17 protein-coding genes are annotated in these 18,923 nt (G+C 52.5%); 13 read left to right on the forward strand and 4 right to left on the reverse strand.

The window, feature by feature from the left end; translation table 11 throughout:
- Nucleotides 1–14 precede the first annotated feature (14 nt).
- The gene (gene recD / locus ACW73I_RS01490; protein ID WP_458027422.1) at nt 15–2,024 is read left to right on the forward strand and encodes an exodeoxyribonuclease V subunit alpha; all 2,010 of its coding nucleotides are present in this window, start codon (nt 15–17) and stop codon (nt 2,022–2,024) included.
- Between the two features lie 391 nt (nt 2,025–2,415).
- Nucleotides 2,416–2,634 carry a hypothetical protein gene (locus ACW73I_RS01495; RefSeq protein ID WP_458027423.1) on the forward strand — a complete coding sequence of 73 codons (219 nt, stop codon included), beginning with the start codon at nt 2,416–2,418 and terminating at the stop codon, nt 2,632–2,634.
- Nucleotides 2,635–2,653: 19 nt separating this feature from the next.
- On the opposite strand, the gene ACW73I_RS01500 is transcribed toward ACW73I_RS01495, so the two are convergent.
- A complete protein-coding gene (locus tag ACW73I_RS01500; RefSeq protein WP_458027424.1) occupies nt 2,654–2,914 on the reverse strand; it encodes a hypothetical protein in 261 nt (86 codons plus the stop codon).
- Nucleotides 2,915–3,251: 337 nt separating this feature from the next.
- On the opposite strand from ACW73I_RS01500, the gene ACW73I_RS01505 reads away from it, so the two are divergent.
- Nucleotides 3,252–4,067, forward strand: coding sequence for a YEATS-associated helix-containing protein (locus tag ACW73I_RS01505; protein WP_458027425.1), 816 nt, complete (start codon nt 3,252–3,254; stop codon nt 4,065–4,067).
- A 60-nt stretch (nt 4,068–4,127) separates the two neighbouring features.
- On the opposite strand, the gene ACW73I_RS01510 is transcribed toward ACW73I_RS01505, so the two are convergent.
- Entirely contained in the window at nt 4,128–4,295 is a 168-nt protein-coding gene (locus tag ACW73I_RS01510) for a hypothetical protein (protein WP_458027426.1), read from the reverse strand.
- Between the two features lie 571 nt (nt 4,296–4,866).
- Between ACW73I_RS01510 and ACW73I_RS01515 the strand changes: the two genes are divergently transcribed.
- The 4 genes from ACW73I_RS01515 to ACW73I_RS01530 all read left to right on the forward strand — a co-directional run bounded on the left by ACW73I_RS01515 (nt 4,867) and on the right by ACW73I_RS01530 (nt 8,222).
- Nucleotides 4,867–5,823: a hypothetical protein gene (locus tag ACW73I_RS01515; RefSeq protein WP_458027427.1), complete on the forward strand. Its 957-nt coding sequence runs from the start codon at nt 4,867–4,869 to the stop codon at nt 5,821–5,823.
- A gap of 79 nt (nt 5,824–5,902) precedes the next feature.
- Complete coding sequence (locus ACW73I_RS01520; protein WP_458027428.1) at nt 5,903–6,634, forward strand: hypothetical protein; 732 nt, start codon at nt 5,903–5,905, stop codon at nt 6,632–6,634.
- A gap of 35 nt (nt 6,635–6,669) precedes the next feature.
- Nucleotides 6,670–7,203 (forward strand): hypothetical protein, encoded by a 534-nt coding sequence (locus tag ACW73I_RS01525; protein WP_458027429.1) that lies wholly within the window; start codon nt 6,670–6,672, stop codon nt 7,201–7,203.
- A gap of 440 nt (nt 7,204–7,643) precedes the next feature.
- Nucleotides 7,644–8,222: a YqaA family protein gene (locus ACW73I_RS01530; protein WP_458027430.1), complete on the forward strand. Its 579-nt coding sequence runs from the start codon at nt 7,644–7,646 to the stop codon at nt 8,220–8,222.
- On the opposite strand, the gene ACW73I_RS01535 is transcribed toward ACW73I_RS01530, so the two are convergent.
- Complete coding sequence (locus ACW73I_RS01535; protein WP_458027431.1) at nt 8,204–9,469, reverse strand: cation:proton antiporter; 1,266 nt, start codon at nt 9,467–9,469, stop codon at nt 8,204–8,206. The two genes, ACW73I_RS01530 and ACW73I_RS01535, sit on opposite strands and share 19 nt — an antisense overlap.
- 29 nt (nt 9,470–9,498) lie before the next feature.
- Nucleotides 9,499–10,014, reverse strand: coding sequence for a hypothetical protein (locus tag ACW73I_RS01540; RefSeq protein ID WP_458027432.1), 516 nt, complete (start codon nt 10,012–10,014; stop codon nt 9,499–9,501).
- Nucleotides 10,015–10,129: 115 nt separating this feature from the next.
- Between ACW73I_RS01540 and ACW73I_RS01545 the strand changes: the two genes are divergently transcribed.
- From ACW73I_RS01545 to ACW73I_RS01570, 6 genes are all read left to right on the forward strand, one after another.
- Nucleotides 10,130–10,723, forward strand: a complete 594-nt coding sequence (locus ACW73I_RS01545; RefSeq protein ID WP_458027433.1) for a DedA family protein — start codon at nt 10,130–10,132, stop codon at nt 10,721–10,723.
- Between the two features lie 637 nt (nt 10,724–11,360).
- Entirely contained in the window at nt 11,361–12,152 is a 792-nt protein-coding gene (locus ACW73I_RS01550) for a hypothetical protein (protein WP_458027434.1), read from the forward strand.
- A gap of 100 nt (nt 12,153–12,252) precedes the next feature.
- Nucleotides 12,253–17,271, forward strand: coding sequence for an RHS repeat-associated core domain-containing protein (locus ACW73I_RS01555; protein WP_458027435.1), 5,019 nt, complete (start codon nt 12,253–12,255; stop codon nt 17,269–17,271).
- A 123-nt stretch (nt 17,272–17,394) separates the two neighbouring features.
- The gene (locus tag ACW73I_RS01560; protein WP_458027436.1) at nt 17,395–17,745 is read left to right on the forward strand and encodes a transposase; all 351 of its coding nucleotides are present in this window, start codon (nt 17,395–17,397) and stop codon (nt 17,743–17,745) included.
- A gap of 118 nt (nt 17,746–17,863) precedes the next feature.
- Nucleotides 17,864–18,361, forward strand: coding sequence for an REP-associated tyrosine transposase (locus ACW73I_RS01565; RefSeq protein ID WP_458027437.1), 498 nt, complete (start codon nt 17,864–17,866; stop codon nt 18,359–18,361).
- A gap of 83 nt (nt 18,362–18,444) precedes the next feature.
- Nucleotides 18,445–18,828, forward strand: coding sequence for an REP-associated tyrosine transposase (locus tag ACW73I_RS01570; RefSeq protein ID WP_458027438.1), 384 nt, complete (start codon nt 18,445–18,447; stop codon nt 18,826–18,828).
- The last annotated feature ends 95 nt before the right edge of the window (nt 18,829–18,923 follow it).

Consider the following 18,923-nt stretch of genomic DNA (forward strand, 5'->3'; position numbering starts at 1 on the left):
ATACGGCAAACCCTATGCAAGACGCGCGGTCCTTGCTGACCTTGCTGGAAATCTGGATTGAACGTAATTGGCTGCGGGCCGTCGACTTGGCGTTTACCCGCTTTGTTTGGGAAGAAAGCCCCGATGTAACGCCTGAATTGCTGCTGGCGGCCGCACTGACCAGCCACCAGTTGGGACGCGGCCATGTCTGTTTGGACATATCGGCGACATTGGCCGACCCTTATATGGCGCTGTCGTTGCCGCCGGATCGGTATGCATACGCGGCAACCGAGACGGTCGCCCTTCCGTCGGATTTACTGGCGGGACTCAGTCCGGAACTATGGGCCGACAAGATTCGCCATGCCGACGTAGTCGGCGGCGGCCACGGCAAGAGTCCTTTAGTATTGGACGGCCGGCGTCTGTATTTGAGACGCTATTGGCAATACGAGCGCTGCGTCGAATCGGCCATCAGGCAGCGTCTGGATCGAAGCCTACAAATCCGCCAAAGCCTTCCGCACGACGAGCTGAGGCATAATCTGTCCGCATTATTTACAGCAGGCGCGGGCGCCGGGACCGATTGGCAAAAAGTCGCTTGCGCGTCGGCCGCCGCCGGCGCGTTCACCATTATCACCGGCGGCCCCGGTACCGGCAAAACCACCACGGTAGTCAAGCTATTGGCTTTGCTACAGCGTCTCGCGCTAACCCAAGACCCCGCCTGCCCGTTACGGATACGCTTGGCGGCTCCTACCGGCAAAGCCGCGGCACGGTTGCGGGAATCGATTTCCGGTAAAATCGATGAGTTGCCGGCCGGTTTTCTTAGCCAAGGCCTGGGCGAAAGCATACCAACCGACGTCATCACTTTACACCGGCTGCTTGGCGGCCGTCCGAACAGCCGGCAGTTCAAGCACGACGCCAGAAATCCGTTGATGCTGGACGTGTTGGTTGTCGATGAAGCCTCGATGGTGGACCTGGAAATGATGGCGGCCTTGTTATCGGCCATGCCCGATCATGCCCGCCTGATTTTGCTGGGTGACAAGGATCAGTTGGCTTCGGTCGAAGCCGGTTCGGTGCTTGGCCAATTGTGCAGCCGTGCCGAAGGCGCCCATTTCACGAACGCTACGGCAGCTTGGCTCAAGACCGTCACTGACGAAACGATTAGCGCCGATCTCGTCGACGAGCGGGGTTTAACTTTGGATCAACATATCGTGATGCTGCGAAAAAGCCACCGCTTCACGTCGGCAAGCGGCATCGGCCAACTGGCTGCGGCAGTCAACGCCGGCGACCCCGGCCGGATGGATAAGGTTTGGCGCGGCGGATACCCCGATTTGGCCAGACTCGACCTGACCGGCATGAGCGACGTCGAGCTGGAATCCTTATTGGTCGGTAGCGATACGGAGAAAAAAGGCTACGGGTATTATTTGTCCCTGCTCGAACGGCGCCCGCCTTTGGAAGCCGAAAAAACCGAGTTCGATCGCTGGGCTGTCGAGATATTGAACGCATACAGCCGCTTTCAGGTGTTATGCGCGTTACGGAACGGGCCGTTCGGTGTCAGCGGCTTGAATCGGCAAATCGCCGAGATCCTCAATAAACAAGGCCTAATCCGCGCGACATCGGCCTGGTATGAAGGCCGTCCGGTACTTGTCACTAAAAACGACTACCGTTTAGGACTGATGAACGGCGACATCGGTATCGCCTTGAGTTTCCCTCAAGCCGATGCAAAGAACGGCGGGCGTTCATGGGTATTGCGGGTAGCCTTCCCTAAAGATGACGGCAGCGGCGGCATTCACTGGCTTTTGCCCAGCCGCCTGCTGTCGGTTGAAACGGTATTCGCATTGACCGTACACAAGTCCCAAGGTTCGGAATTCGAACACTGCGCACTGATACTACCGCCTAAGCGCAATCCCGTGATGACTCGGGAACTGGTCTATACCGGGATTACCCGGGCGAAAACCTGGTTTACGCTGGTTAACGTCGGCAACGCCATGGCCTTGCACGAGGCTGCAACCCGGACCGCAATCAGATCCGGCGGGCTGTTTTTGAAATAAACAAAAAACGTTCAAGATTTGGAAACCTAAACTCGATCTGTCAGTTTGACAAAAGGGCTTTAACTAATTCCGACATTAATGACGAATTTCGGCCAATTGCGGTCTGTCACGACTGGCGGCTTTGTGGCGATGAATATGTCGTAAGGAAGATAGGCAATGTGCTATTACTGCTCGTTAAGAATGTATTGTCATGTGCTTTTACCGTTAAGCCACAACCCCCCAAGGTTTTCAATGCAATGCTCTGGCATTACTTACATAACGAGCAGTAATTCCGATGGTGTTATCGTATTGTCTACTGTTTTGGTGTTTTGACACCCTTGAAAGCCCTAAAATCAAGGGATACGGAATTCGAACATTAGACATTTTGGTTCATTTTGTCTAATGCAGCGAAATGAAGTGGGTAAATCAAGTCGCCATTGACGCCGCTGTTACAGCCGTCTGTCGTCCAGAACTGGTGCCGCTGGCAGTCTTAGGCTCGACCGGCCGCCGCATCGCACTCCGAATCGACACGCATTTTGTCGCCTACTGGCTGCTCGGCTTAGCGTTCGGCCCGGCGCGCTTTCACTTGTTCGACGGGCGGTTCCAGACCGGGCAAATGGACGAATACTAGGGACTGTTGCCATTTCGTTTTAACTCATTGAAATGTAAAAAGATATTGCTCGCCACAACACGCGCAAAAAGCTAATCAAATCAACTGCTTGCAATGAAATGGCAACAGCCCCTAGTTTGCCGGTGTGTTTGTGCTGGGCTGATTCGGCACAGCGATGCTCACCCGGTATTGGGGCGGCGAATACAGCCCGTTTTTCTTCGAATGAACTGGATATTACAAGGGGGGTTGATTGATGCCAGCGAGTGGAAATAGAATAGGTTTCGGTGGTTGTGAGCGTCATGCCAGCCGGGAACGGACATCCAGCGCCAGGGATGGAAAGCTGCGGGTTATCGACGAGCTATAAATTAAAGCTCTTAAGGCACGGGACTAGAGATACTGAAAGACACGTAAAAAAACGCCGTAGGCCTTGCACTGCGAAGCTTCAGGCGTTGCGGGAAATTTCGCTAATTTTTCTTTAATCTTCTTTATTCCACCGTCGCCGTTTTGCAAAGGCTGTGGATAAAGGCACGGTATACGGAACACCGGCGGAAAGTGTATGGATCGAGGATGTTGGGGCTCGCAAGTTAACCCCAACCTACGGGCTACGAACTTCCTTAAGAATTTAAGCGGGTATAAATATGACTGCAAAACACAAACGTACGGTAGCAGCTAGACTGGTTAAAAATGCGGAGACCACGCTGGCCAAGGCGGAGAAGGATAATTTAGATAATGCCAAGGATCAGGTGGAGGCGATGGCTGGAGCACTGGTCGAGGCCGAGAAAGAGGTGGAGGATGCGGCGAAGAAACTGGCCAAAGTTAGAGAGGAGGATGCTAAGGCGGGGAATTTAAGTGCAGACGAGAAGCAGGCGAAGGCACAGGAGTTGGCTCAAGCTGAGTCCGATAACCAGGCGGCGGTAAAAAAGCGGGACGATGTCAAGACGTCGGCGGAGGCAGCAGCGGCAAAGCTGGTCGAGGCGGAAAAAAGGATAAAGGTTGACGCGTTAAGGATGGACTTACATCGGGTTATGGGTATAGTTCTCCTTGTTATCGCGGTAATGCTCATTTATCCGGTAATCAAACAACCACCTGAATACTTAAAAATTTTTGAAATAACATTCGATGTAAGCACCATAAGCAACAATAAGACCCTACGTCTGCTAATTATCATGGGTTCTGCAGGTATGTTCGGCGGTATTATTAATTATTTCTATAGCAGGATGGCAACTACCGCACCTGAGCCGAAGGAGTTTTTTCCCTCTGTTTTTATCGGTATTGGCGCAAGCTTGCTTTTACCGTTTTTGTTTTCCCTCGTAGCCAAAAATCCACTTGCTAATATAGCGCACGCTATTGATTATGTGACAATAATCAGCTGGGGTGTGCTAGCCGGAATATCCGGGGAAGCGCTTATAACTATGACGGTTAGCAAATTCGGCGATACTTTCCAAAGCAAGTAGCCCGGATGCAACGCAGTGGAATTCGGGATAATCGGAGCCGCTTTTGTCCCTACGCCTTATTCAGTCTTCGGCACAGCGGGCGCGGATGGGGGGCTTGCCAGCGTTTTCTTTCAAATGATAAGCCTTGACGAACACCAACCGGTCGCCATTGAACACATAGCAAATATTGACGATAAACACCCCATCCCACTGGCTGCGGTATACCCCCCCTCCCACAAGTCGTTGCAATAGGAAGTCTTCTTCATGCTGGTTGTCATTACCGAAAGCCGGACGGTATCTTGCCCCGGCGTCTCACGTAGCGCGTGGTACACCAACTCGAATACTGCCAAACCTGCCTTGCTGATTCCCGCGGCCTGCTTGAGGCCAGACAGGAATAGCTTTACGATGCGTTCCTCTACCTCTTCTCATTCGTAGACCAGAGCGCCGATGGTGCCCTCGCTAATGATTAAGCCTTTTTGTTCGGTGCCGATCCGAGCTTTGCGCGGGCGGCTGATTTGGTCTTTCTGCGGGATGCTGGGTTGGTCAGGTAAACCGGGAAACCGTGTTCACGATAGTTGTAATCCGCACTGTTCAATGTTTACTATTCAACCGAATACCGAAATAATCTATCTAATAGAAGTCAAAGATAGCAGCGGGAAAAAAGCTATTTTTGATAGGGAAAAAGTAAAAAATTTGTAGTTACACTGGAATAAGTGATGAGAATATAGTTAAGATGCAGCTCATGTGACACGTTAAAATATCTGGCAAGCTGCTGCTGAGGAACCCATAACCAATAAGTTCTAGCAGAACGGAGATGTCCATGTTTTCAGACAACCATTTCAGTAGGGGCCAATATGCGCCCCAAGCCTTTTTATATAACCCAGATAAGTTTGTACTCGCCAAACGCCAAGGACGAGCATGGCTGGCCTTTACCACGGTCACCCTGGTGCTTTCGGGATGCGCCTCATACAGTGGTGCCCCAAAAGCCATCGTTGATGTGGATGCCGTTGTCGAATCCTTGATATCAACAGATAAGGAAAAAAAAGGGAAATTGCAGCAATGGTCTGAAAAGCCACCTAGTGAATGTAAGGATATTAGGGACGCTACGAATAATGTGATGACAGCTATCGATTTACGATATGCCGAGTTCGTCGACGATATCAGCTTTGAAGGCAAGATCAGGGCCACAGCGACCGATATCGCGCTGACTGGGCTGGGTTTAGCGGGCACCGCCGTGGGCGGGGCAGGAGCGAAAACGGTCTTTAATGCCCTGTCTGCGGGCATTGCTGCGACAAATACTTCTATTGACAAGAACTTTTTCTACGAAAAAACCATTCCCGCGCTGATCGCCAAAATGAATGCCGACCGCAAAGCCCAGCAGTTGTTAATCATCAAGCGCCTGAAGACCTGCAAAAACCCAGGAGACTATCTGTGGTTCGAAGCGATCCACGATCTTACGGATTATTATGCCACTGGTACTTTGTTAGGAGCCATTGCGTCGATCTCAAAAGATGCTGGCGCCAAGCAAGTCAATGTGGAGGATAATATCCAACAAGAGATATTACGCTTACGGCCTAGCAAAAAGTCCGCCGATAAAGACTGGCTTCATAATTATTTTTCTGAAAGCAAGGAAAATCAGAAAAAAATACTCAAATGTTGGAAGGAAGTTGGCACCCCACAGCCAGATGCTTTTGATGATGCAACTGACTTGTTCCAAGAACCATTTGCGTCAGATATACCGAAAGTTAGGCAGTGCCTAGAGAAGCAAAAATACTAAAACTTTGCCGATTATTATATTTGGAAGGTCAGCCAAATATTAGTAGTAGACACACTTTAACGATTTCAGGAGTACCGCCATGTCTAAAATTCGAGTCATTACTTTTTCTCAAGATGAGATGGATGAACTTGAGAAGGAAAAACAGCGACGTGACCAAGCCGGATTCGCTATACGAGAAATCAACAATGACGACGGATCGGTAACATTGATTCTAATTCCTCCTAATAATTCCGAGGCCGCAGGTGATGATGTAGATATGGGCACGCGTTCTGTAGCAAGCCCAGCACCATCCACATCATCCACATCGACCGGTCTGGCCTGGGGTGCGAAAGTATCCAGCACATTCCGCGATAAGCTGCGGAAAATTGCTACGGATTTAAGCTGCAACCCGGATTTTCTAATGGCGGCGATGGCCTTTGAGACAGGGGAAAGCTTCAGCCCGAGGATAAGGAATCCATTGAGCGGAGCCACCGGGTTGATTCAATTCATGCCAAATACCGCGGTGCACCTTGGGACGACGACAGATATGTTGGCGACCATGACTGCTGAGAGCCAGTTGGATTTCGTCGCAAAATACTTTGAGGGCAAGAAAGGCAGACTGAATTCCCTGGAAGATGTCTATATGGCCATTCTATGGCCGGCAGCTGTGGGTCAATCCAACGATTATGTGCTGTTTAAATTACCCTCAGCGGCCTATAAACAGAACAAGGGCCTAGACAGCAATGGTGATGGCATGGTGACTAAGGCCGAAGCAAGCGCGAAGGTCCAGGCCAAGCTCGATAAAGGAAAGCGGCCAAATAATATCGGTTAGGATTCGGTGGGTATATACCGCCAAAGCGAGTACAAATGAAACGGTTACAAGGGACTATGCTGGCATTTTTCCTGGGTTGGGCATCGCTTGGTATTGCCTCAGATGGGCAGTACATGGAAAACATAACGACGCCAGGCGGCACACTGATTATCCGACAACTGGATCAGTGGCTTCTGGGCGCTGAATTCGTCGTCATATTGGGCCAGCACGAAGTCTTGCATACCGAGGAAGGCAATAACAGAAGATCTTTCCCCGACTTTCCGGAACCTCGGGTTATCGCTTATGTGGCAAAGAGGATGCCGCCTTTCTCAGCGGTAGCTGTGTTTCAGCAATTCAGTTGGGGCAACGCTTGCAATGGCGGACCCATTTGGTTTCTGGGGATTCGCGAAGAGGGCACTTTTCTGGTTTCCGACGCCATCGACTATTGTGGTGGTCCCCTCCCCATCATATCGGTAACGGAGGATGCTGTATATGTGGTTTTACCTGCGTCTAAGCTTGCCGATGGTGACAAGCCAATATCCAAAAGGGTATGGATATTTCGCCAGGGCAAGGTCCAGCAAGTTCGGTGATTGATTCGAAGAGGGATCAAAGAAGCAGTGGTAGGTCTTGCACGTCCTCGAGCGAGCGACAGGTTATGGTTTTTTGATGCAGTCTTCCCAATGCGCACCGGTTAGCGTTGTCGTTAACAACATCAGACATTTCGATACGTACTGTCTAATCTTTTGGCTACCTGCTATTGCCGTTTGCTAAACTTCGCAAATGGCAGGTTTGGGGAAACTAAAATCCATACCTGAATGACGGCAGTGGGTCGCAATAAGACAGTCAGTGCGATACCCGATCAAGCGTAATTCGAAGCCTTGTAAGATTAAGTTTATATTCTTCGTCTAAAGCACAATTCAAACCGGACTCTATAATCAACCGATTTACAAATCAAGCTATCGCTTGTCGCAAAGCTTATAATCTGACGCTGATTACTCGAAACCGACAACCCTAAGAGATCAAAATCCCTATGTTTCAGAAACTGTACGATCGCGTCATTCTCTGGTCCAAGCATCGCCACGCCGTCAAATATCTGTTTGCGTTAAGCTTTGCGGAATCGTCTTTTTTTCCGGTGCCGCCGGATGTAATGTTAGCGCCGATGGCACTGGCACAACCTAAAAAAGCATTGCGCTTTGCATTATGGACCACGTTAGCCTCGGTTCTTGGCGGCATGTTCGGTTACGGCATTGGTTTTTTCTTGTTCGAAAATATTGAACCGTGGTTAAAAACCACACATTACTGGAACGGCTATCTGACCGCAATTGCATGGTTCAACCAGTGGGGCTTTTGGGCGGTCCTAGTGGCCGGGTTTTCGCCTATCCCCTACAAGGTATTTACCATTGCCGCGGGCGCTCTAAGCATGATCTTCGCGCCGTTCGTGTTGGCTTCGTTTTTAGGGCGCGGCGGGCGTTTTTTTCTGGTGGCTATTTTAATAGCGGCCGGCGGGGAAAAGTTAGAATCGAAACTGCGCGAATACATCGATCGTTTGGGCTGGGGTTTGCTGGCCATCGTTGTAGTCGGCGGCCTGGCTTACCGGCTTTTGCGCTGATCGGCTATGCGGTTGGCGCTGGGCGCGGCATCGACATCGACATCGACATCGAAAATACGGTAGAAACCTTTCAGCAGCAATGGCGCCAGCACGGTCGTCATTGCGATTACAATGATCAGCGCGGCGTAGACTTCGTTATCGATGATGCCGGACGTACGGCCCAGTTCGGCAAAAATCAAACCGACCTCGCCGCGCGGAATCATTGCAAGACCGATCGCAAAACGTGAAGTCCAAGTCTCTTGCAGTAACAGCGCGCCCAAGACTTTACCCAGCATCGCAATGCTAAACAGACTGAGCGACAATAACCAAATGAAAGACGAATGCCAATCTATGCTTCGTAAATTCAACGAAAGCCCGACCGTGACAAAAAAGATCGGCACAAACAGTTGAATGATGGGCTGCATCTGTGACTCGATGCGATGGGTAAAATCGGAATCGTTATGCAAGGCCAGTCCGAACGGTAAAAAAAATCGCCTGGATAGCGCCAATCCCGCGGCAAAACCGCCCAACAATTCCGGCGCGCCCATGCGGTGGGCCAGCCATGCAAAGAACAACACCAAGGAGATGATCAAGGTTGGAATCAAACCGTCGGTTTGGCTCACCTTGGCAAACTGCCGGATGATTGCGGAGATTACTCGGGCAAATACCGGCGCCAGCACGAAGAATAAGGTGATGAAAGCCACAACACGGCCGATATCCTTCGGATTGACTTGACCGGAAAGCGAGAAATCGTACAGCAAGGCCAACAGTACGACACCCAATATGTCGTCGATGACGGCGGCTCCCAACACGACCTGCGCCTCTCGGCTGTGTTGGCGTTTCAAGTCCGTCAGCGCGCGTATCGTGATCCCAATGCTGGTCGCGGTTAGCGTACCGCCGATAAATAATGCCGCCAGCGGGTCGCGTTCGAACGCAAAATAGCTGACACCGAACCCCAGCAGTAAAGGCAACAGAAAGCCGCTGATCGCGACAAAAAGCGCTTTCCAGCCAGTTTTGGCCAACTGCCGAATATCGGTATCCAACCCGACTTCGAACAACAATAGAATAATGCCGATTTCGGCCAGCAGCCTGACAATATGAGTGGCATCCAGCCATCCGAGCAAACTGGGCCCTAACACGACGCCGGCGATCAGCTCGCCGACCACGGGCGGACTATGTAAACGGGCGAAAAACTCGGCGAATATCCGCGCCGTCAGCAGCATCACCATTAACTGGAAGAAGAATTCGTGAACCGCTTGTGCATCCAATTTGAAGTCCCTTTGATAGCGCCGGAATTTTACGCGCGGTTTTTCAGAGATTGGTAATATCGTTTGCCTATCGCCCGTCTATTTGCCGTAGCGTGCCAAGCGCCGGACTCGAGATGAACCAAAAACAATTTGCCGATGTAGTACACCAATAAGCCGGAAACAGCCGGACGCAAAATGAGCGCGCCGGATGCAGGTAAAACCGGGGTGTAATCGCGCAGAAACCTGATCAAATAATGACTGACCCAGCCTGCATGAGCCCCGCCTAGAATGGCGGCTATCAGAATTTTGCCTTGCTGATCGTTGAATGAAACACCGTACGTCGCACACAAGTCCCGCAATAATTTCAGCAATAGTCCTGCGACCGCAACTTGATCCGTGATCGTGGCGAAAGGAAGTAAACCTGTGCTTCCGGCTATAAGGGCATATTTATTGATAAGCTTGCGCGCTTTAGCCCCGTTTTCAGAAAGCGGATGATTATGGGACAGCCGGCCAGGCTCGACTAAAGGAAAGTGCTCGGCTTCGGTGTTATAGTCTATATCTACCATGGCTTAACCTTCTTAGAGACTGGATAAATCGTAACCTTAGGCCAGTTTATCGCGAAATTTAAAAATTACTATCAAATGAAAATCCGGATCAATTATCGACATTCTGTTTAACGCCATGCCCGAACTCCTTATTTATATCCAAAATCACATCGAATACGCCCCCTACCTTATTTTCGGCTTGCTGCTATTAGCCGGTTTCAATATCCCTATACCGGAAGACGGCATGCTGTTCGTCTCGGCCTTGTTGGCGAGCCGGAATCCGGAATATTTGCCGCAGTTGTTTGCGGGCGTGTATTTAGGTGCCTACCTTTCGGATTTGATTTGCTACGGCTTGGGGCGAATCGTCGGTCCTAAATTACTGAAGATCAAATTCTTCGCCGGCATTGCAAAACCGGAACGCATTAAAAAAATACACGACTATTACGAACGTTACGGGGTGGTCACTTTGATCTTTGGCCGCTTTATTCCTTTCGGCGTCCGTAACGGCCTGTTCCTGACTGCCGGCTTCGGCCGGATGAGCTGGGTTAAATTCGCCCTCTCGGATCTGTTGGCCTGCACGATTTCTTCGGTCACCTATTTCACGCTGTATTACCGCTATGGCGCATCCGTCATCGATTTCGTCAAGGAAGCCAATACGGTCATCTTTATCGCGGCGCTTACTATCGTCGGCTTTTTATACTTTCGTAAGCGCAAAACACGACAAGACTGATGCCGCTCGCCTCGTGGTAAGTTCAGCGACACCAGTGAAAACTATCGAATGCTAAACGCTTGTTTCGTAGACCCCCCCGTTACGATCGAATTGATTCGTTTGATAACCAATAGAATTCGAACTGAGTGTTCCACCCTAAACCTGCCAACTTTTCTGATTCAAAACCGGTACTTGTTCTTCTTCAAAGTGAGCCACCGATTTGTTAGCTTGGTTTTTTAGCGTCGGTTTGTGGCAGAAGCCACTCGCAATTAGCGAGTGACCTTGTGACCTTTGGCAATCGAATTCAGACAAACAATTTATCGAGAGCGAGGATGTCAGTAATTTTTACACCAAATCGTCGCCCCTAATATCCTGGTTTTCTTGCCGGATAAGCGATTGGTGCGTATTTAAAGCCCGGATACAAACCAGAATTTGTCAGTATTTTTTACAATCACCTTTCAAATAGTGAAAGGCCATCAAACCAGCACTGCACCTAACTTCCAGCATTACCGGCCGCGTAGTTTGATTACTAAACCATGGCGTAACTCTTGCTTGCTGATACCGACAGTTTGGCGTCTCGAACTCGTTGATAAAAGAAGGCAACAAAAGATTGCCGATAGTTGCGCATCTGCATCAATCGATCAGCGGAGATAGAAATATGAACCGTACCCGGCATTGGCTTCGCGTACTGCTGTTCTCAAGCCTGACATTACAGAGCTCCCACGCGTTTGCAGTAGTCATCACTGACAGCTCGTTGACGCTCTCCAATATTCAGATTACGCCCACCAGCGGCAGTGTCGTGTTTCAAGACCCGCTGATCGCGGAAGTCTTTACCCAAGCCGCCAATAGCATGGGCGAGCTGGACCAGCAATACGACTTCAGTATGGGAGGCGCTGTTTCCCAAATCGCCGCTACGACGTGGGCCGCGGGAAGCGGTCAAGCAGATGCTGCCGCGATGACGTTGAGTGCTACCACTAGCGTAAACCTAACGGGTTACAACAATCAGGCATCTTCATTGGGTCGAGGCAGTCTTTACGGCTCGTTTATGATTACCGGTGGGGCGGGCGTAGTTGACGTACTATTTTCAATGGACGTGATGGCTACCTTGCATGGCTACACCGATGCAGTAGGCAGCTTCGATCCGGACTGGACTGCAAGCCTGTTTTTGGACTTCGCCCCAAATCCGATACTGTTCGACTACGATATGATGATCGGCGGTAGCAATACCCCGGATACCGTCACGACGGTAAGCAAGACGCTGAGTAATATCGTAAATCTGTCGTTCGACACTCCGTACTACATTTATATCGAAGCCGACGCCGAATCAAAGCGGAATCAAAACCTCCCCGAACCAGACACATTGATCCTGATCATGATAGGACTGGCCGGCTTTACCCCGCTCTTCGGAAGAGGCATAAAACAGTCAGTAACGGATGACGGTAAAGTTTGAGAACCTAAATAAACCAAGTTAGCTTTCCTGTATTTTAACGGTGGCCGTCCGCGTTTACGACCGGCTAGTCGTTTCTCAATAAGAATTGATAGAGGTAGTCATGAATCGATTCTCCGGTCTTTTGAGCGTTTTCCTGCCCGCCCTAATGCTGTACCTCGCCCCTCAGATTGGCCATGCTGGCTATATCGGCGAAGATCCCCCTCGGTGCTGCACCTGTGAAACCGGCAAACGATGCCCCGAATTGCCGGGAACCGGCTCCGGCAGCGCCATCAGTGCCAGCGAAGGCAACCTGAGGGAGGCCTACACCGGTCCGCGGGTCATGAGTGGCAGTGGTCCCACGCTGGCGATGGACTTGGCCTACAACAGTTACAATGCCGACGGATCCAGGGCCAACGTCGATACCGTGATGGGCTACGGCTGGACTCACAGCTACAACATCTTCCTGTTCGCCCAGCGCGGCAGCATGTTCCGCTTCGACGCAGACGGTCGGGTCACCACCTACAAGCTAGGCCCTGGCGGCACTTATACCGCGGCTCCCGGCTATTTCGAGACACTTGTAAAAAATCCTGACGGTAGTTTCACTCTGACCCAGAAGGACCAGACCCGCTTCCAGTTCCAATCCATACCCGGCACGCCCTTCATGGTGAACGGGCCGGTCTGGCGCCTCACCGAGATCACCGACCGTAACGGCAATATCACCACGCTGAGCTATGCCGGCGGCAAACTGACCGCGGTCACTGATACCTACAGCCGCAGTCTGACCTTGGGCTACAACGGCCGGAACAAGCTGACGACCATCCAGGATCCTTTGGGACGGATCACCACCTTGCAATACGACACCACCGGCAGGAAACTCGTCCGCGTGACCGACGCCGCGGGCAAAAGCGTCAGCTACAGTTACAACAGCCTGTACCAGATGACCCAAAAAGTGGACAAGGACGACCGGACGTTCCGCTACCTCTATCAGAGCAACAAGCCCGTGGCCATCCGGGACGGTGCCGGCCACGACCTGTTCCGGCTCAGCAACCCGGTCAACTGGGCCACCGACGTCGCCGCCCTGTTCCTGAATCTGCAACGGGTGTACGTGCCCAGCACCACCCGCAAGACCGACGGACTCGGTCACGTCTGGCTCTACGATTACGACAACCATGGCTATATCACCAAGATCACCGCCCCGGATGGCGCCGAAACTAGCTATACCTATGATCCCGCCACATTGATGCCGGCCTCGGTCACCGACGCCAACGGCCATACCACCCGTTACGAATACGATGCGCTGGGTAACCGCATCAAACAGATTGACCCCGTTCCCTTTAATTACGAAACGGCCTGGACCTACGATCCGGTCTTCAACCGGATGACCGGCATGACCGACGCCAACGGCCGGCTGACCAGCTACGACATCGATCCGGCCAACGGCAACCGGCTCAGGGAGACCGATCCCCTGGGCGGCATCAGGCAATGGTCTTACGACAGCCACGGCAACGTGCTGACCGAAACGGACAAGAACGGCAATCTGAGCCGGCATGACTACGACGCCTTCGGCAACCGCATCAAGACCACCGACGCGGTGGGCAAGCCGGAGCAGCGCCAGACCACTTACACCTATGACGCTGTGGGTAACCTTAAGACCCGCACCGACGACAACATCCACACCACCCGCTACGACTACGACAATTTGAACCGGCTGCTCAAGGAAACCGATCCCGCCGGCAATTTCACCCGGTATGACTACGACGGCGAGGGTAACCGCGTCCGGGTTGTCGATCGCAACGGCAATCCCACCCAGTTCCAGTACGATTTGCGCCAGCGGCTCGTCAAAACCATTTATCCGCTGCCCGCGCCTAAAAACTTCAGTACTCAGAGTTACGACGGCAACGACAACAGGGTCGACATGACCGACCGCAACGGCCACAGCAGCCAGTTCGATTACGACCTGCAGAACCGGTTGGTGAAGAGCACCGATACCCTGAACAACATCAGTACCCGCGGCTACGACCCGGTGGGCAACCTGATCGAGGACTGCGACGCCAACGGCCACTGCACGACTTACACCTACGACGCGCTGAACCGCCGCCTGACCACCCTGGATGCGGAAAGCGACCTGACCCAGCTCGAATACGACCGGGTCGGCATGATCGTGCCTAACCCGCGCTGTCCCGACATCAGCGGACCGAGCCGGGGTTCCTCCCTGGTGACCCGGCAGATCGACGCCAACGGCAAAGTCAGCTACTTCAAGTATGACGGCCTGGACCGCCTGGTTTGCCAGATTCGCAAGCAGATCGATACCGCCGACAGCATCGATGCCGACGACGCCGTCACCCGCTACGGCTATGATGCCAACGGCAACCGGCTCGCCCTGACCGAGCCCAACGGCAACGCCACCAGCTACGTCTACGACGGCCTCAACCGGCTCGTGCAGGAAACCAACGCCGCCGGCGACCAAACCCTAACCACCTATGACGGCGTGGACAACGTCATCACCGTCACCGCCCCCAACTTCAACGTCACCACCCATACCTACGACGCCCTGGACCGCCTGATTCAGGTGAACGATAGCGTCGGGCGGGTGGCCAACTACGGCTACGACCCGGAAGGCAACCGTCTGAGCGAACGCGACGGTAACGGCAACGGCACCGACAATGTCTACGACAGCATTTACCGCCTGATCCAGGTCACCGACGCTCTCGGCCATAACACCTTCTACGACTACGATGCGGTGGGCAATCTGCTGCAGATAACCGACCGGGCGCTCCATGCGACTTGTTACCACTATGACGACATCAACCGCCGCATCCTGGCCGTGCAAAAAGTGGGAGACACCGATTGCACGGAGGTGGATGTCGACGATATCTGGACCAAGACCGACTACGACCATGTGGGCAACGTCACGGCGTTGACCACAGCCAAGAACGGCAGCTCGCCGGCCGCCTGCAATGGCGCCAGCCCGCCCGCCGACTGCGAGACCACCAGCTACGCTTACGACGGCGTCAACCGGCTGCTGCGGGAAACTTATCCGGATCCGGCACCGAATATCCGCGAGTTCAGCTACGACGGCGTCGGCAACCTGCTGACCCGCACCGACCAGAAAGGCCAGGTCACTCAGTACCGCTACAGCGACCTGTACTTCCTGACCGAAAGGATCTATCCGGTCAGCCCGGCTGACACGCTGAGCTACGACCTGTCCGGCCGCATGCTCAGTGCCGAGCGCGACGGTTGGCTGGTCACCTTCGACTACGACGGCGCCAACCGAGTCACCGAGACCAGCCAGAACGGGCGTGTCGTCAGTTACGTCCACGACATCCCCGGCCGCACCCGCACCATCACCTATCCTGGCGGGCGGGTGGTCACCGAGTCCATGGACCCGCGCGCGCGTTTATCCAGCGTGAACCGGGGTCCCGGACCGGTCTTTCCGATCACACAGATCGCGCTGTACAACTATGACCTCGGCAACCGGGTCCAGACACGCCAGTACGAGAACGGCGTCATTGCAGACTATACATATAACGCCAACAATTGGATCACCGGTCTGGAGCACACGATTGGCTCGACTCTCATTGCCGGCTTCGGCCACGACTATGACGCCGAGGGCAACAAGCTGTACGAGGACAAAACCCATGACGGCGGCCATTCGGAGGCCTACCAGTACGACGAGGTCTACCGCCTGATCGACTACAAGGTCGGCACTCTGATCGGCAGCAGCGTGCCGGTGCCGCTCACCCAGAGCCAGTACGACCTGGACAAGCTGGGCAATTGGGACCACAAGGTCAAGGACGGCGTCACCCAGACCCGTGAGCACAACGCGGTCAACGAGATCACCTCGATCCAGGTCGATGGCAACCCGCTCGTGCCGATCGGTCATGACGACAACGGCAACCTGGAGGAGGACAAGCGCTACAGCTACGCCTACGACGAGGAGAACCGGCTGACCGGCGTCACCCGCAAGTCCGACGGCAAGCCGGTGGGGCAATACCGTTACGACGCCCTGTCGCGGCGGATCACCAAGATCGCCAACCCGGCCCTGTTGCCGTCGGTGCCGATTGAAACTCATTATTTCTACGACGACGCCCGCATCGTCGAGGAGCAGGACATCGGTGGAGCGACGCTCGCGACTTACGTCTACGGCAACTACATCGACGAGGTGCTGAGCATGGCGCGGGGCGGGCAGGATTATTACTACCACCAGAATGCGTTGTGGTCGGTGGCGGCGGTGACGGACGCGCTCGGTAATGCGGTGGAGCGCTACAGCTATGACGCCTACGGGTATCCGATCATCACGGACGGATCAGGCGTGGCGGTGCCGCCCAATGCCTGGGGCACGGCGCATAGCGCGATAGCCAGTCCGTGGATGTTTACCGGCCGGCAGTGGGATGAGGAGACGGGGATCTATTTCTACCGGGCGAGGTATTACGATCCGTTTAAGGGGAGGTTTTTGGGGAGGGATCCGTTGGGGTATTTTGGCGGGGTTAATCTTTATGAATACATTCAAGGAAGACCCGCAACTTTGGTTGACCCATATGGATTAAAAAAGATCTGGGGGTGGAAACATATCGAGGGGGTATCTGTTGATGAATCACCGACAAAGTGGTTTGGGCCATACTTAAAATCAGAAGACCGAGGATGTATAACTCATTGGTGGGGACACTATGGAATAGAGATGACAAATGTCGCTAGAGACTGTAGTACTGACACTATTGAAGTGAAAGGTAGTGCTTCGTCCAGCTATTACACCTCGGCGCTGTTTGGTTCGCCACTTTTTTCTACGTATCTCCATGCTTCAGAGGAAGGAACTGTTACTGTTAAGTGCGATAATGGCAACATTAAGATTGTGGGGATAGATGGCAAGCGAGAGACAGAGAGAAAGCTTATTGCCAGCGTACTCATTCAAGCAAGAATAGAAGGCCAAGCTATCACGATGACAGTTGATGTCAAGACTGGTTATGCGGAAACTATAACAAAAGCAACAACTTCAGGATGGAAATTTGCAGGTGAACTAGATGGTGTTAAAGCTGAATATAACTATGGAACGTCAGTAACAATTGATGAAAGTTCGGGAAAAACATGGGGAGAAAACAAATCTAGGTTGTATGAGTGCACTTGCTGCGAAGTGCCAGAATAGCTTGAGCGGGACGGGGTATGTACCCCGTCCTAAACCTTTCAACTATCAGCCAAGACAAAGCAAAACGTTAGGAGCGGGTTAAATAACCCGCCCCGCCGGTTCTTTCAGGAGAGAACAAAAGGCATGCCATCGCGTCGCATAGCAACCGGCCTAAACAGCGGCACCTACTACCTGACATTAACCGTCGAACGCTGGTATTACCTGTTCGACCGCTTCAATCGTTGGCAAATATTGGCGGATTCGTTGCGTTATTGCCAGCAACAAAAGGGTTTGGAATTAAATGGTTATGTGTTCATGCTGAACCATCTGCATCTGATAGTGACCTCGCCGGATGTAGCCGGCTTTTTGCGCGACTTTAAACGTTTTACCTCAAAGGAACTCAAGAAAAATATCGAAAACCATGAGCCGCGCGTTTTAGAGTTGTTTATCGACGAATCAGGAAGATACCATTTCTGGCGCGATACCAATGCTTGAGCGGGACGGGGTATGTACCCCGTCCTAAACCTTTCAACTATCAGCCAAGACAAACCAAAACGTTAGGAGCGGGTTAAATAACCCGCCCCGCCGGTTCTTTCAGGAGAGAACAAAAGGCATGCCATCGCGTCGCATAGCAACCGGCCTAAACAGCGGCACCTACTACCTGACATTAACCGTCGAACGCTGGTATTACCTGTTCGACCGCTTCGATCGTTGGCAAATATTGGCGGATTCGTTACGTTATTGCCAGCAACAAAAGGGTTTGGAATTAAATGGTTATGTGTTCATGCTGAACCATCTGCATCTGATAGTCACCTCGCCGGATGTAGCCGGCTTTTTGCGCGACTTTAAACGTTTTACCTCAAAGGAACTCAAGAAAAATATCGAAAACCATGAGCCGCGCGTTTTAGAGTTGTTTATCGACGAATCAGGAAGATACCATTTCTGGCGCGATACCAATGCGCCAAAGAAAATCGAGAATCCGGCGTTTTATCTGCAGAAACTGAATTACATCCACGACAATCCGGTTCGCAAAGGATATGTCGAACGGCCTGAGCATTGGCGCTGGTCGTCTGCTAACCCATCATCAACCTTGGATGTTAGTTTCTTGTAGCACTTTTAGCCCGCGTAGGGCGGAACCGGTTTACCGGGTTTTTAGCCCGCATAGGACGGAAACGGTTCTGCGGGTTCCGCCGAATGGGAAACGGTCCTCTTTATCGGTGGCGTTTCGCGGGGTTGGTTTGGCGGTTGCTGGTTTTGTGGAGAAGCTTTTTTGGCGGATCATCCTCGGGAGATGACGATTTTTCCAACCGGTGGGAAGCGATCAAGATTCGCTTCGTGCAGAAAATTCCTGCCATCGAGCGCCGTTCGAAAGCTCGTACGCATAAAGGCGAACGGGGAATTCGGCAACGTCGCTTCTGGGAACATGCCATACGGGATGAACGTGACTATGCCAATCACATCGATTACGTGCATCTGAATCCGCTGAAACATGGCTACGTTACACGCGTGAAAGACTGGTCGCGTTTCCCGAAAGCCGGCAGCTCAATTACCGTTCTCAAAGAGTTTACCGCATGCTGAACGACTCTCTGCGACAGATTGCAAACATCCTGTACGTGGAGCACGGCATCCCCATTCACGGTCGATTTAATCGGCATGCGCATTTAGATGAATCC

The organism is Methylomonas sp. MgM2 (assembly GCF_054172045.1).

What these genes read in the sequence shown, in the direction of transcription:
- ACW73I_RS01545 (WP_458027433.1), top strand. Translation starts at nt 10,130, where the DNA reads ATGCCCGAACTCCTTATTTATATCCAAAATCACATCGAATACGCCCCC.
- recD (WP_458027422.1), top strand. Translation starts at nt 15, where the DNA reads ATGCAAGACGCGCGGTCCTTGCTGACCTTGCTGGAAATCTGGATTGAA.
- ACW73I_RS01555 (WP_458027435.1), top strand. Translation starts at nt 12,253, where the DNA reads ATGAATCGATTCTCCGGTCTTTTGAGCGTTTTCCTGCCCGCCCTAATG.
- ACW73I_RS01530 (WP_458027430.1), top strand. Translation starts at nt 7,644, where the DNA reads ATGTTTCAGAAACTGTACGATCGCGTCATTCTCTGGTCCAAGCATCGC.
- ACW73I_RS01550 (WP_458027434.1), top strand. Translation starts at nt 11,361, where the DNA reads ATGAACCGTACCCGGCATTGGCTTCGCGTACTGCTGTTCTCAAGCCTG.
- ACW73I_RS01570 (WP_458027438.1), top strand. Translation starts at nt 18,445, where the DNA reads ATGGGAAACGGTCCTCTTTATCGGTGGCGTTTCGCGGGGTTGGTTTGG.
- ACW73I_RS01525 (WP_458027429.1), top strand. Translation starts at nt 6,670, where the DNA reads ATGAAACGGTTACAAGGGACTATGCTGGCATTTTTCCTGGGTTGGGCA.
- ACW73I_RS01505 (WP_458027425.1), top strand. Translation starts at nt 3,252, where the DNA reads ATGACTGCAAAACACAAACGTACGGTAGCAGCTAGACTGGTTAAAAAT.
- ACW73I_RS01540 (WP_458027432.1), bottom strand. Translation starts at nt 10,014, where the DNA reads ATGGTAGATATAGACTATAACACCGAAGCCGAGCACTTTCCTTTAGTC.
- ACW73I_RS01520 (WP_458027428.1), top strand. Translation starts at nt 5,903, where the DNA reads ATGTCTAAAATTCGAGTCATTACTTTTTCTCAAGATGAGATGGATGAA.
- ACW73I_RS01515 (WP_458027427.1), top strand. Translation starts at nt 4,867, where the DNA reads ATGTTTTCAGACAACCATTTCAGTAGGGGCCAATATGCGCCCCAAGCC.
- ACW73I_RS01560 (WP_458027436.1), top strand. Translation starts at nt 17,395, where the DNA reads ATGCCATCGCGTCGCATAGCAACCGGCCTAAACAGCGGCACCTACTAC.
- ACW73I_RS01565 (WP_458027437.1), top strand. Translation starts at nt 17,864, where the DNA reads ATGCCATCGCGTCGCATAGCAACCGGCCTAAACAGCGGCACCTACTAC.
- ACW73I_RS01495 (WP_458027423.1), top strand. Translation starts at nt 2,416, where the DNA reads ATGAAGTGGGTAAATCAAGTCGCCATTGACGCCGCTGTTACAGCCGTC.
- ACW73I_RS01500 (WP_458027424.1), bottom strand. Translation starts at nt 2,914, where the DNA reads ATGACGCTCACAACCACCGAAACCTATTCTATTTCCACTCGCTGGCAT.